Source organism: Actinokineospora lacus, assembly GCF_053813445.1.
Genome location: NZ_JBQERA010000002.1, coordinates 692,201 through 704,703, shown reverse-complemented (window position 1 = coordinate 704,703; position 12,503 = coordinate 692,201). Strand labels below are relative to the sequence as shown.

The window sequence follows — 12,503 nt, the reverse complement described above, 5'->3', positions numbered from 1 at the left end:
AATTCGCCCATGACCGTGGTGAAGTCGATCGCCCTGTTCGTCCTGGCCGCCATCGCCGAGATCGGCGGCGCCTGGCTGGTGTGGCAGGGGGTGCGCGAGGGCCGCGGCTGGCTGTGGGTGCTGGGCGGGGTGCTCGCCCTGGGCGCCTACGGCTTCGCCGCGACGCTGCAGGACGAGGTCCACTTCGGCCGGGTGCTGGCCGCCTACGGCGGGGTGTTCGTCGCGGGCTCGCTGGCCTGGGGCGTGGTCGCCGACGGCTTCCGCCCCGACCGCTACGACATCGCGGGCGCGATCGTCTGCCTGGCGGGCGTCGGCCTGATCATGTACGCCCCCCGAGGCTAGGCCGTGTTTCAGGTGTGGAGCACGGCCTAGTTCGCCGAGGTGCCCTCCTCGCGGGAGCCCGCGCCGAACTTGCTGAAGACCTTGCCCGCCGCGCCGGAGACCATGCCGCCGACGTCGTTGAGGATCTTCACCAGCGGGTCGGTCGAGTTGGCCATGGAGTCCTTGTAGGACTTCGCCGCGCCCCGCAGGTCCTCGGTGAAGTTCGACGACGGGTTGTCCTCGTCGCGGCGCTGGTAGGTGCCCGTCAGGATCTCCCGGTACTCCGCGCTCGCGGCCCACCGCTGCAGCTGCGCGGCGCGCACGACGGCGAACGGGTGGCCCATCCGCTCGACGTTGCGCAGCTTGTGGATGCTGTCGCGGATGTCGTCGACGTTCTCGTACTCGGTGGCCTGCTGCAGGAACGACGGGATGTCGATCTGCGTCAGGTCGGTGCCGCCCGCCAGGTAGACGTGCGTGCGCAGCGCCGCGGCCGGATCCTGCCCGCACAGCAGCCCGGCCCGGTCGCAGGTCAGCTCCGCCTTGCGGAACCACTCGCGCAGCGCGGCGATGACCGCGCGCAGGCCCAGCGCGCCCGCCGGGATGAACGCCACCGTCGCCTGCAGGTTCACCAGGCGGATCAGCAGCGTGCGCAGGACAGCGTGCCCGGAGAGCACGTGCCCCATCTCGTGCCCGATGACGAACCGCAGCGCCTCGGTGTCCAGCGCCTCCACCAGGCCGGTGGTCAGCACGATGAACGGCTCGTCGATGCCGACGGCCATCGCGTTGGCCGACGGGTCGCGCGCGACGAACACGTTCGGCACGACGTCGAGGTCCAGCGTGTCGGCGCACTCCAGGCGCAGCTGGTTGAGCTTCGGGTACTGCTTCTCCCCACCCGGATCGTCGAGGCCAGCGCCATCAGCCGCTCGCCGCGCTCGGGGAACAGCCCCGCGACACCCCTGAGCACGTCGGAGACGCCCGGCACGGCCCGCAGCGCCGCCATGGCCCCCCGGTCGGCGGGGTGCTCGTACGCGCGCGGGCTGATCCGCGTGAAGCGGACCCTGGTCGAACGCGACACCTCGTCGGCACCGTGGTTTTCCTCGGTCATTTCGGCTCCCTCCTGGCCTGCTGATCCCACCCTAGGCCGATTCCCCGGACCGGGTGGTTGTTTGTCCACAGCGAGCGGGCGCCATCCACAGGTCTCTAGGTTCAGCTGGTGAGTGATACCGGGATCTCGGGGCTGATCGCGTTCGCGGGCGGCATGGCGCTGGCCGGGCTGCTCGTGGTGCCCTACATCGCGTGGAGCTACCGCAAGCGCGGCCAACTCGGCCTCGGCCACGCCGTGCTCGCCTTCGGCCTGCTGGTGTACGCCCTGGCCCTGTGGACCTACACGCTGCTGCCGGTCCCGGACACCACCGCGCAGTGGTGCGCCCGCAACGCCGTCGACACACCGCAGCTCGACCCGCTGCGCTTCATCAGGGATTTCCGCGAGGACCAGGTCGGCACCGGACTGCGGGCGGTGCTGAAGAACCCCGCGCTCCTGCAGGTCGTGTTCAACATCGCGCTGTTCGTGCCGATGGGCATGTTCGGCAGGCACATGTTCCGCCGCGGCCTGCCGACGGTCGTCGCCGCCGCCGCGCTGACCTCGCTGTTCATCGAGTTCACCCAGCTCACCGCGGTCTGGGGCCTGTTCTCCTGCCCGTACCGGCTGTTCGATGTGGACGATCTGCTGGCCAACACCGCGGGAGCCGCCCTGGGCTACGGCCTGGCGCCGTTGCTGCGCCTGGTCCCCGGCCAGCGCGTCTCCGCGGAGCCGGGCGAGCCGCGCCCGGTCACCACCGCGCGTCGGCTGCTCGGCATGGTCCTCGACGTCGTGTCGGTGACGGTGCTCGGCGGCCTGCTGTCGGTGGTCGCGAACGTCGTGTGGATCTTCGGGCTCGGCGCCGAGACCGGACCCGAGGGCCTGGACTGGCTTTTCGCCTACGCCATCCCGGTGGGCCTGCTCGTCCTCCTCGTCCCCCTGGCAGGCAACGGCGGCACGTTCGGCCAACGCGTCGTGCTGATCAATCCCGTCGGTCCGGACGGGAAAAAACCCGCTCCAATACGGATGCTGGTCCGGTTCGCGGCCGGTTCCGGAGGCTTCTTCACCCTCAACGCGCTCGGTCTCGGCCTGCCCGCGCTGCTGCTCGTGCTCCTCAGCGCGGTCATGGCGTGGCGCCCGCGCGACCACCGGGGCCTCTCCGGCCTGGTGTCGGGCCTGCGCGTGGTCGACACGCGGGGGCAGGGGGCCCGGACTAGCCTGGTCGCGGAAGATCGACGGCCCGTCTCGGAGGAACCATGAGCCTCGACCGCCCGGTCGCGCCCGACCCGTACGCCCTGCTGCCCGAGGTCGGCTCGTTCGCCGTGACCTCGACCGACGTCAGCGACGGCGCGCTGATGGACAAAGCGCAGGTGCACCCCTCGGCGGGCGGGAAGAACACCTCCCCGCAGCTGGCCTGGAGCGGCGCTCCCGACGGCACCCGCGGCTACGTGGTCACCTGCTTCGACCCCGACGCCCCGATCCCCGGCGGCTTCTGGCATTGGATCGCGGTCAACCTGCCCGCCGACTGCGCCGAGTTGCCCGCGGGCGCGGGCAAGGACGACGACTCGCTGCCCGGCGACGCCTTCCACGTCCGCAACGACATGTCCTCGCGCGACTACGCGGGCGCCGCCCCGCCGCAGGGCGACCAGGACCACCGCTACTACTTCGTCGTGCACGCCGTCGACGTGGACAAGCTCGACGTGGACGAGAACGCCAGCGCCGCCGTGGTCAGCTTCAACCTGGCCTTCCACACCCTGGCCAGGGCCGTCCTCACCCCCGTCTACCGGCACTGAGGAATGCCGGGGCCGGGCGGGAGGGTTGGATGGGGTCGTGCCCCACTATGACCTGGTGATCGTCGGGACCGGCTCCGGCAACTCACTCATCGACTCACGCTTCGACGACTGGGAGATCGCCATCGTCGAGCGCGACCGCTTCGGCGGGACGTGCCTGAACGTCGGCTGCATCCCGACGAAGATGTTCGTCCACGCCGCCGACCTCGCCGCCGTGCCCTCGCACTCCGCGCGGCTCGGCGTGGACACCACGCTGGACGGGGTGCGCTGGGCGGAGATCCGCGACCGGGTCTTCGGCCGCATCGACCCGATCGCCGACAACGGCGCGCAGTACCGGCGCGAGCACCCGGACAACGCCAACGTGACCGTGTACGCGGGCACGGCGCGCTTCACCGGGGAGCGGCGACTCGACGTCGACGGCGAGTCGCTCACCGCCGAGCGGGTCGTGCTGGCCGCGGGCGGTCGCCCGATCGTGCCCGACATCCCCGGGCTGGCCGAGGTCGACTTCCACACCAGCGACACGGTCATGCGCCTGGAGGCGCTGCCCCGGCGCCTGGCGATCCTCGGCGGCGGGTTCATCGCCGCGGAGTTCGCGCACGTGTTCTCCTCCTTCGGCGTGGAGGTCAGCGTCATCGCCCGCTCCGACGGGCTGCTGCGCCACGAGGACCGCGACATCAGCCACCAGTTCACCGAGCTGGCCAAGCAGCGCTGGGACGTGCGCCTGGGCCGCAAGACCGAGCGGGTCGAGCGGCAGGGCGACGGCGTGCGCCTGCACCTGGACAACGGCGAGACCGTGGAGGCCGACCTGCTGCTCGTCGCCGTGGGCCGCACCCCGAACTCCGACCTGCTCGACGCCCCCGCGGGCGGGGTCACGCTCGGCCCCGAGGGCTACGTGCTGGTCGACGCCCATCAGAGGACCAGCGCCGAGGGCGTGTGGGCGCTGGGCGACATCAGCTCCCCGTGGCAGCTCAAGCACGTGGCCAACCACGAGGCCAGGGTGATCAAGCACAACCTGCTCAACCCGGGGAACCCGGTGGAGTCCGACCACCGGTTCGTCCCGCACGCGGTGTTCACCTCCCCGACGATCGCCTCGGTCGGGCTGACGGAGCAGGAGGCCGAGCGGCGCGGCGTGCCCTACGTGGTCGCCACGCAGGCGTACGGCGGCATCGCCTACGGCTGGGCGATGGAGGACACGACCAGCTTCGCCAAGCTCATCGCCGACCCGGAAACCGGGCTGCTGATCGGCGGGCACGTGATTGGTCCACAGGCGGCCACGGTCATCCAGCCGGTGATCCAGGCGATGAGCTTCGGCCTGGACGCCCGGTCGATGGCCCGCGGGCAGTACTGGATTCACCCAGGAATGCCGGAGGTCATCGAGAACGCGCTGCTCAGCCTACCCCTGGCTTGAGTCGCGCTGGATCTTTGCCGACTCCGCGCCGCGGACGCGGTCGGGCATGGCACTCTGGACCCCCACCACTTCCGGGCGTGCGGCGCCGGGGCCGCGCCGGATGGACGTGGTTTGCCGTGTGGCAAATGTCTGAGTGAAAGGACCTCACTGTGCCGCTGGCCACTACCCGCCGGACGGGCTTGGTCGACCAGGTGATCGAGCAGATGCGCTCGGCCATCGCCACCTCGGAGTGGAAGGTCGGCGAGCGCATCCCGACCGAGCCCGAGCTGGTCACCGCCCTCGGCGTCGGCCGCAACACCGTCCGCGAGGCCGTGCGCGCGCTCGCCCACGCCGGGCTGCTGGAGGTCCGCCAGGGCGACGGCACGTTCGTCCGCGCGACCAGCGAGTTCTCCGGCGCCCTGCGCAGGCTGGTGGGCAGCGAGCTGCGCGAGGTCCTCCAGGTCCGGCGGACCCTGGAGGTCGAGGGCGCCCGGCTCGCGGCCCGCAACCGCACCGAGGACGAGCTGCGCGAACTCACCGAACTGCTGACCGAGCGCGAGAAGTCGATGGGGCTGCGCGACTACGAGACCGGCGTGGACAAGGACGCCGCCTTCCACCTCGCGGTCATGCGCTGCTCGCACAACACCCTGCTGGCCGAGCTGTACCAGGGCCTCACCGAGGTGGTGCGCGCCTCGGTGGCGACGACGGTCAGCGACACCCCGCACAAGGCCAACACCGACCACCGCGGCCTGCTGCGCGCGATCGCCGAGCAGGACGCCGAACAGGCCGCGGCCGAAGCGGCGGGCTTCCTCGACGACCTGCTCGCCGAACTGGCCAAAACCGGAACCTGATCTCGACAGGCGCCCGAAGCCCTGAACCACGGCCTAAGGCGCTCCTGGCGGCACGAACGGGAGACCGGAGGGCGCGCCGCCCTCGATCAGCCGCCACACCGCAGCGGTGTCGAGGTGCTCGGCGACCAAGTCGCCGAGCACCTCGACCTGGGCCGAGCGCACCTGCGCGAAGGACACCTGGCCCGCGGTGAACGCCCGGCCCGCCAGGCCCGCCGCCCAGGTCACCAGCTCCCGGCGCACGCCGTCGTTCTCCAGCAGCCCGTGCCAGTGCGTGCCCAGGACCGGCCCGGACACCGCGCCCTCCCCCCTGCCGTCGGGCAGGGTGACCAGCGCGGCGGCGCCGCTGCGGCGCACGGCGCCGTGGTGGATCTCGTACCCGGTGGCCGGGTGCCCGAAGGCGGTGCCCACCGGACGGGCCAGCGTCTTCTCCTCGGCGAACTCCACATCGACGTCCAGCAGCCCGAGCCCGGGAACCGTGCCCGCCGCCGACTCCACCCGGTCATCGATCCGCGCGGCGAGCATCTGGAACCCGCCGCAGATCCCGAGCACTGGCCTGCCCCGGCGGGCGTGCGCGGTGATCGCCTCCGCCAGCCCCTGCGCGCGCAGCCAGGCCAGGTCCGCCACGGTCGACTTCGACCCGGGGATGACCACCAGGTCGGCGTCGGCCAACCCGGCCGGGTCGGTCACGAAGCGCACCGCCACGCCGGGCTCGCACGCCAGCGCCTCCACGTCGGTCGCGTTGGACACCCGGGGCAGCCGCACGGCCGCCACCCGCAGCCACTGCTCCCCCACCGGCGGGGACGGCCGCCCGACCACCCCGTCGGCGGCGTAGGACAGCGAGTCCTCCGCGTCCAGCCACAGGTCCTCCCGCCACGGCAGCACACCCAGCACGTCGCGCCCGGTCAGCCCGCGCAGCTGCCGCAGCCCCGGCTCCAGCAGCGCCGGGTCGCCCCGGAACTTGTTCACCACGAACCCGGCAACCAGCGCCTGGTCGGCGGCGTCGAGCAGGGCCAGCGTCCCGAACAGGTGCGCGAACACCCCGCCCCGGTCGATGTCGCCCACCACGAGCACCGGCAGCCCGGCCGCCCTGGCCAGGCCCATGTTGGCGATGTCGGTCGAGCGCAGGTTGATCTCGGTGGGCGAGCCCGCGCCCTCGCAGACCACGACGTCGTAGGAGGAGCGCAGCCCGGCCAGCGTGTCCAGGACGACCGACATCAGCTCCGCCTTGCGGGACCGGTAGGACAGCGCGGTCGCGGTGCCGACCGGCTTGCCCAGCACCACGACCTGCGAGCTGCGCTCCGACCCCGGCTTGAGCAGCACGGGGTTGAACCGCACGCTCGGCTCCAGGCCCGCGGCGAACGCCTGCAGCGCCTGGGCGCGCCCGATCTCACCGCCCTCGGGGGTCACCACCGAGTTGTTGGACATGTTCTGCGCCTTGAACGGCGCCACCGACACCCCGGACCTGGCCAGCCACCGGCACAGCCCGGCCACGAGCACGCTCTTGCCCGCGTCCGAGGTCGTTCCCGCGACCAGCAGCGCGCCCGCCATCCGCCCGTCCTCTCCCCCACTGTCGGATCGGGGTGCCATCATCGCCGTCATGCCCGCCGCACCCGTCACCGCCGTCCTGGTGCACAGCCCGTACCTCGGCCCGGCCAGCCTGCGCCCGCTGGCCGACGCGCTGGCCGCCCTCGGGCACCCGGCGGTGCTGCCCGACCTGCGGCCCAGTGTGGTCACCCCGCCGGTCCACCAGCGGCTCATCGGCGCCTTCGCCGACGTGATGTCCGACGCCCCGCCACTGGGCCCGATCGTGCTGGTCGGGCACAGCGGGGCCGGGCCGCTGCTGCCCGCCTTCGCCGAGGAGATCGACGACGCGGGCGGGTCGGTGCGCGGCCTGGTGTACCTCGACGCGGGCCTGCCGACGCCGGGCATGAGCTGGCGCGAGACGGTCCCGGCCGAGCTGTACGCGAAGTTCCGCTCGGCCAGCCCCGACGGCCTGCTGCCCCGCTGGCCCGACTGGTTCCCCGGCGAGTTCCCCGACGTCGACCCGGCGCTGTGGGCGGAGATCGCCGAGGAGGCGCCGGAGGTGCCGATCGCCTTCCTCAAGGAGGCGCGCCCGAGCGTGGACTGGGCGGGCCCGTGCGGCTACGTCGCCCTGTCGGGCGCCTACGAGGCCGAGCTGGCCGACGCCCGCGGGCGCGGCTGGCCCGCCGAGGCCCTCGACCTGCACCACCTGGCCGCCGCGACCGACCCCGGGCCGGTGGCCGGCGCGGTGCTGGCGGTCGTGCTGGCTACGGCAGGGTGAGGATCTCCGCGCCGGACTCGGTGACCACGAGGGTGTGCTCGAACTGCGCGGTCCAGCTCTTGTCCTTGGTGGTGACCGTCCAGTCGTCGGGCCAGATGTCGTAGTCGATGCCGCCGAGGGTGATCATCGGCTCGATGGTGAAGGTCATCCCGACCTGCATCTCCGTGGTGACGCTCGGCTCCTCGTAGTGCAGGATCACCAGCCCGCTGTGGAACGCGTGGGCGATGCCGTGCCCGGTGAAGTCGCGCACCACGCCGTAGCCGAAGCGCTTGGCGTAGCTCTCGATCACCCGGCCGATGACGTTGAGCGCGCGGCCGGGCCGGACGGCCTTGATGGCCCGCATCGTGGCCTCGTGCGTGCGCTCGACCAGCAGCCGCGCCTCCTCGCTGACCTCGCCCGCGAGGAAGGTGGCGTTGGTGTCGCCGTGCACGCCGCCGACGAACGCGGTGACGTCGATGTTGACGATGTCGCCGTCCTCGATCAGCGTCGAGTCGGGGATGCCGTGGCAGATCACCTCGTTGAGGGACACACAGCACGACTTGGGGAAGTTCCGGTAGCCCAGGGTGGAGGGGTAGGCGCCGTGGTCGAGCAGGAACTCGTGGATGACGGCGTCGATGTCGTCGGTGCTCGCCCCCGGCTTGACCGCCTCGCCGCCGACGGCCAGCGCCTGCGCGGCGATCCGGCCCGCCACCCGCATGGCCTCGATGGTCTCCGCCGTCTGCACGTAGGAGCCGGTCGGGCGCTTGGGCGCGGGCTTGTCCACGTACTCCGGCCGCGCGATGGCGGGGTGCACGGGGCGGCGCGGCGACTGGACGCCGGGAATCAACGGGGCACGCACGGACATGCCCTCCACCTTAATCAGCCCCCGGCCCGATCAGCCCGCGGCGTCGAGGAAGCGGGCGGTGGCCGCCACCGCGGGGCCGGACTCGCCCGCGTCGGTCACCAGGACGGCCATCGCGAGGTCGCCGCGGTAGCCGACGAACCAGCCGTGCGAGCGCGTGCCGTCGCCGAACTGCGCGGTCCCGGTCTTGCCGCGCACGTCGGGGAACCGGTTCAGCGCGGTGGCGGTGCCCGAGGTCACCACCTCGCGCATCATCTCCCTGACCGGGGTGAGCACCGCGGCGGGCACGGTCTCCGGGGTCAGGTTGGCCTCGGTCGTCACGCCGTCCATCAGCGTCGGCGGGGTGACCCGGCCGGAGACCACGGCCGCGGTGACCACCGCCATGCCGAACGGGCTGGCCACCACCTTGCCCTGGCCGAAGCCGTCCTCAGCCCGCTCGACGATGTCGTCGGCGGGCGGCACCGACCCGGTGATCGTGGTGACCCCCGGGATGACGAAGTCCACCCCGAGGCCCATCCGGACCGCCATGTCGGTGAGGGTCCTCGGCTCCATCTTCACCGCGAGGTCGGCGAAGGTGGTGTTGCAGGAGAACGCGAACGCCGTGCGCAGCGGCACCGTGCCCTTGTCGAAGCGGCCGCTGTTGGGGACGACGCGGCCGTTGATGGTCGTGGTGGGCGGGCAGCCCAGCGGGGTGTTCGCCTGGGCGAGGCCGGAGTCCAGCGCGGCCGCGGCGGTCACGATCTTGAACGTCGAGCCTGGCGGGTAGCGGCCCATGAGGGCCAGCTGGCCCTCCTTGTCCGCCGCGGGGTTCTGCGCCACGGCCAGCACCTCGCCGGTGGAGGGCTGGATGGCCACCAGCATGGCGGGCGTGGCGATGCCCGCCAGCGCCGCCTGCCCGGCCTGCTGGAGGCGCACGCTCAGCACCGTGCGCACCGCGTCGGCGGGCTCGGGCTGCTTGGCGTAGAGCTCCTCCACCTCGGCGCCGGTGCTGTCCACGGTGTGCACGCGCCAGCCCGACTTGCCCTCGACTGCGGCCTCGACCTGCTTGCGGATCGCGGGCACCAGGGTCGGGGCGAACGCCTTGTCCGGGGGGAGCAGCCGCGACTCGTCGGTGAACCGCACCCCGGGCAGGTCGTAGATCGCGGACTTGACGGCCTGGTAGTCGTTCTCCCGCAGCACCACCACGGTGTACGGCTTGCCCGCCGCCTCGGCGACGCCCTTGAGGATGCTCTGCGCGGTGATGGTCTTGTCGATGCCGGACAGCGCCTGCGCGAGCGTGGCGATGCTCGCGTCCGGGTTGTCCGCCTTGGTCTTGTCGAACAGCACCGAGACGACGCGGATCGGGGCCAGCACGGGGGTGCCGTCGCGGTCGAGCACCGGGGCCGTCGCGGGCTGCAGGTTCTCCACGGCCAGCGACTGCCCGGCCGCCAGGCGCGGGTGCAGCACCGTCGGGGTCCAGTGCACCTTCCAGCTGTCCTCGACGCGCCGCAGCTCGAAGGCGGAGTCGTAGGACCACAGCCTGCCCTTGCCCAGGTCCCAGGTCACGGTGTAGGTCGCGGTCGTCGACTCCGCCTCGCCCTGCTGGGTCACCCGGACGACCTGGGCCTGCATGGTGGCGGGCTTGAGCTGGTCGCGGGCCTGGTCCATCAGCGCCTGGGCCGACTCCGGGCTGTCGGTGTGCGAGGCGGCGGTGATGCCGTCGCCACCGGCGAACGCCGCGACGAACTGGTCGGCCACGTCCTGGGGCCCGGAATCCTCGCCGAAGAGGCCGCACGCGGTCAGCGGGAGCACGGCGATCAGGGCGACCGCCAGCGCGGCGGGACGACGGAGTGAGCGCACGGCCCGCAGTATGCCGAACCGGGGGTGACGACCAGGTTGGGGCCGCTCAGAAAAGCACGGTGGCGTACTGCCCCACCTGGGTGAACCCGATCCGGTCGTAGACCGCGCGCGCGGGCGTGTTGTAGGAGTTGACGTACAGGCTGGCGGTGCGGCCGAGGCCCTCGACCAGCCTGCGCACCACCGCGGCAGTGCCCGCGGCGCCCAGGCCCTCGCCGCGCCGCTCGGGGTGCACCCAGACGCCCTGGATCTGCCCGACCGCGCGGGACATGGCCCCGATCTCGGCCTTGAACACGACCTCGGCGCCGTCGAACCGGGCGAACGCCCGGCCCGCGGCGATCAGCTCGGCCACCCTGGCCCGGTAGCCCGCGCCGCCGTCACCGAGGCGCGGGTCGATGCCGACCTCCTCGATGAACATGGCGATCGCGGCGGGCAGGTAGCGGTCGAGCTCGTCGGGCCGCACCGCGCGCACCTTCGGGTCGGGACACACCCGCGGCGGTCCGGAGATGGCCATGAGCGGCTGGTCGTCGCGCACCTCGCGGGCCGGGCCCCAGTCTTGGGCCAGTTCCGACCACATGCCCAGCACCTGCTCGGCGGGCCCGACCAGCGACGAGCACAGCCTGCGGCGGCGCACCGCGCGCTCGGCGAAGGCCCGGATGGCCGAGGGACGCCCCCGCAGGGGCACCAGGTTGGGGCCCGCGAAGCACAGCGCGTCGAGCTTGCCGCCCGCGCGGATTCCGCAGCCCCACAGCTCACCGCCGAGCCGCCACGGATCGACCCCCGCCGCCTCGACCCGCGAGGCGACCATGCAGGACGCGACCTGGTCGGCGGTGAGCACAGCGCGCACCGCCTGGCTGTCCCGCTCGTCGAGCAATCGTGCCCCCGCGAGCCGCAACATTCTTCAAGCGTGCCAGATTCGCCCCGGGCGCGGGGGATGGCAACCTCGAATAGAGCAAGAAATCAGGAGACGGTGACGACCGGGGCCTCGCCGGGCTCCATCTCCTCGGCCAGGCGCATGGCCTCCTCGATCAGGGTCTCCACGATCTGGTGCTCCGGCACGGTCTTGATGACCTCGCCCCGGACGAAGATCTGGCCCTTGCCGTTGCCCGACGCGACACCGAGGTCGGCCTCGCGGGCCTCGCCGGGCCCGTTGACGACGCAGCCCATGACCGCCACCCGCAGCGGCACCTCCATGCCCTCCAGCCCGGCGGTGACCTCGTCGGCGAGCTTGTAGACGTCGACCTGCGCGCGCCCGCACGACGGGCAGGAGACGATCTCCAGCTTGCGCGGGCGCAGGTTCAGCGACTGCAGGATCTGCGTGCCGACCTTGACCTCCTCGACCGGCGGGGCGGACAGCGACACCCGGATCGTGTCGCCGATGCCCTGGCGCAGCAGGGCCCCGAAGGCCACCGCGGACTTGATCGTGCCCTGGAAGGCCGGACCCGCCTCGGTCACACCCAGGTGCAGCGGGTAGTCGCACTGCTCGGCCAGCAGCTCGTAGGCGCGGACCATGACCACCGGGTCGTTGTGCTTGACCGAGATCTTGATGTCGTGGAAGTCGTGCTCGGCGAACAGCGACGCCTCCCACAGCGCGCTCTCCACCAGCGCCTCCGGGGTGGCCTTGCCGTGCTTGGCCATCAGGCGCGGGTCCAGCGACCCGGCGTTGACCCCGATCCGGATGGGCGTGCCGTGGTCGCGGGCCGCCTTGGCGATCTCCTTGACCTTGTCGTCGAACTTCCTGATGTTGCCGGGGTTCACCCGCACCGCGGCGCAGCCTGCCTCGATCGCCGCGAAGACGTAGCGCGGCTGGAAGTGGATGTCGGCGATCACCGGGATCTGCGACTTGCGCGCGATGTCCTTCAGCGCGTCGGCGTCGTCCTGGGACGGGCACGCCACCCGCACGATGTCGCAGCCCGCCGCGGTCAGCTCCGCGATCTGCTGCAGCGTGGCGTTGACGTCGGCGGTCAGCGTGGTCGTCATCGACTGCACCGAGACCGGGTGGTCGCTGCCCACCCCCACGGACCCGACCTGCAGCTGCCGGGTCTTCCGCCGCTCACCGAGCACCGGCGGGGGGAGAGCGGGCATTCCTAGCAGCAC

The 12,503-nt window shown here is 72.5% G+C and carries 11 protein-coding genes and 1 pseudogene; 6 read left to right on the top strand and 6 right to left on the bottom strand.

Annotated features, from left to right (window positions below; genetic code table 11):
* Positions 1 to 9 precede the first annotated feature (9 nt).
* Positions 10 to 342 (top strand): YnfA family protein, encoded by a 333-nt coding sequence (locus ACTG9Q_RS07655; RefSeq protein WP_455571908.1) that lies wholly within the window; start codon positions 10 to 12, stop codon positions 340 to 342.
* Between the two features lie 26 nt (positions 343 to 368).
* Here the strand turns inward: ACTG9Q_RS07655 and ACTG9Q_RS07650 are convergent.
* A pseudogene (locus tag ACTG9Q_RS07650) lies at positions 369 to 1,426 on the bottom strand (M48 family metallopeptidase).
* A gap of 108 nt (positions 1,427 to 1,534) precedes the next feature.
* On the opposite strand from ACTG9Q_RS07650, the gene ACTG9Q_RS07645 reads away from it, so the two are divergent.
* The 4 genes from ACTG9Q_RS07645 (at position 1,535) to ACTG9Q_RS07630 (ending at position 5,427) form a co-directional block, all read left to right on the top strand.
* A complete protein-coding gene (locus tag ACTG9Q_RS07645) occupies positions 1,535 to 2,659 on the top strand; it encodes a VanZ family protein (RefSeq protein WP_455571907.1) in 1,125 nt (374 codons plus the stop codon).
* Positions 2,656 to 3,192, top strand: a complete 537-nt coding sequence (locus ACTG9Q_RS07640; protein ID WP_455571906.1) for a YbhB/YbcL family Raf kinase inhibitor-like protein — start codon at positions 2,656 to 2,658, stop codon at positions 3,190 to 3,192. The genes ACTG9Q_RS07645 and ACTG9Q_RS07640 overlap by 4 nt, the downstream gene beginning before the upstream one ends.
* A gap of 37 nt (positions 3,193 to 3,229) precedes the next feature.
* Positions 3,230 to 4,597: a mycothione reductase gene (locus ACTG9Q_RS07635; RefSeq protein WP_455571905.1), complete on the top strand. Its 1,368-nt coding sequence runs from the start codon at positions 3,230 to 3,232 to the stop codon at positions 4,595 to 4,597.
* A 149-nt stretch (positions 4,598 to 4,746) separates the two neighbouring features.
* Positions 4,747 to 5,427, top strand: a complete 681-nt coding sequence (locus ACTG9Q_RS07630) for a FadR/GntR family transcriptional regulator (protein ID WP_455571904.1) — start codon at positions 4,747 to 4,749, stop codon at positions 5,425 to 5,427.
* Between the two features lie 33 nt (positions 5,428 to 5,460).
* Here the strand turns inward: ACTG9Q_RS07630 and ACTG9Q_RS07625 are convergent, their stop codons facing one another.
* On the bottom strand, positions 5,461 to 6,975 hold the full coding sequence (locus ACTG9Q_RS07625) for a cobyric acid synthase (protein ID WP_455571903.1): 1,515 nt from the start codon (positions 6,973 to 6,975) through the stop codon (positions 5,461 to 5,463).
* Positions 6,976 to 7,024: 49 nt separating this feature from the next.
* On the opposite strand from ACTG9Q_RS07625, the gene ACTG9Q_RS07620 reads away from it, so the two are divergent.
* Positions 7,025 to 7,729: a hypothetical protein gene (locus ACTG9Q_RS07620; RefSeq protein ID WP_455571902.1), complete on the top strand. Its 705-nt coding sequence runs from the start codon at positions 7,025 to 7,027 to the stop codon at positions 7,727 to 7,729.
* Here the strand turns inward: ACTG9Q_RS07620 and map are convergent.
* The 4 genes from map to ispG all read right to left on the bottom strand — a co-directional run bounded on the left by map (position 7,716) and on the right by ispG (position 12,491).
* Positions 7,716 to 8,573 carry a type I methionyl aminopeptidase gene (gene map / locus ACTG9Q_RS07615; protein ID WP_455571901.1) on the bottom strand — a complete coding sequence of 286 codons (858 nt, stop codon included), beginning with the start codon at positions 8,571 to 8,573 and terminating at the stop codon, positions 7,716 to 7,718. The two genes, ACTG9Q_RS07620 and map, sit on opposite strands and share 14 nt — an antisense overlap.
* Before the next feature lie 30 nt (positions 8,574 to 8,603).
* The gene (locus tag ACTG9Q_RS07610) at positions 8,604 to 10,409 is read right to left on the bottom strand and encodes a penicillin-binding transpeptidase domain-containing protein (RefSeq protein WP_455571900.1); all 1,806 of its coding nucleotides are present in this window, start codon (positions 10,407 to 10,409) and stop codon (positions 8,604 to 8,606) included.
* A gap of 46 nt (positions 10,410 to 10,455) precedes the next feature.
* Positions 10,456 to 11,304, bottom strand: a complete 849-nt coding sequence (locus ACTG9Q_RS07605) for a GNAT family N-acetyltransferase (protein WP_455571899.1) — start codon at positions 11,302 to 11,304, stop codon at positions 10,456 to 10,458.
* A 62-nt stretch (positions 11,305 to 11,366) separates the two neighbouring features.
* Positions 11,367 to 12,491, bottom strand: coding sequence for a flavodoxin-dependent (E)-4-hydroxy-3-methylbut-2-enyl-diphosphate synthase (gene ispG / locus ACTG9Q_RS07600; protein ID WP_455571898.1), 1,125 nt, complete (start codon positions 12,489 to 12,491; stop codon positions 11,367 to 11,369).
* Positions 12,492 to 12,503: the final 12 nt, after the last annotated feature.

Bases quoted from the DNA above. Each gene is read 5' to 3' on its own strand.
- map (WP_455571901.1), bottom strand. From the start codon at position 8,573: ATGTCCGTGCGTGCCCCGTTGATTCCCGGCGTCCAGTCGCCGCGCCGC.
- ACTG9Q_RS07620 (WP_455571902.1), top strand. From the start codon at position 7,025: ATGCCCGCCGCACCCGTCACCGCCGTCCTGGTGCACAGCCCGTACCTC.
- ACTG9Q_RS07625 (WP_455571903.1), bottom strand. From the start codon at position 6,975: ATGGCGGGCGCGCTGCTGGTCGCGGGAACGACCTCGGACGCGGGCAAG.
- ACTG9Q_RS07640 (WP_455571906.1), top strand. From the start codon at position 2,656: ATGAGCCTCGACCGCCCGGTCGCGCCCGACCCGTACGCCCTGCTGCCC.
- ACTG9Q_RS07655 (WP_455571908.1), top strand. From the start codon at position 10: ATGACCGTGGTGAAGTCGATCGCCCTGTTCGTCCTGGCCGCCATCGCC.
- ispG (WP_455571898.1), bottom strand. From the start codon at position 12,491: ATGCCCGCTCTCCCCCCGCCGGTGCTCGGTGAGCGGCGGAAGACCCGG.
- ACTG9Q_RS07605 (WP_455571899.1), bottom strand. From the start codon at position 11,304: ATGTTGCGGCTCGCGGGGGCACGATTGCTCGACGAGCGGGACAGCCAG.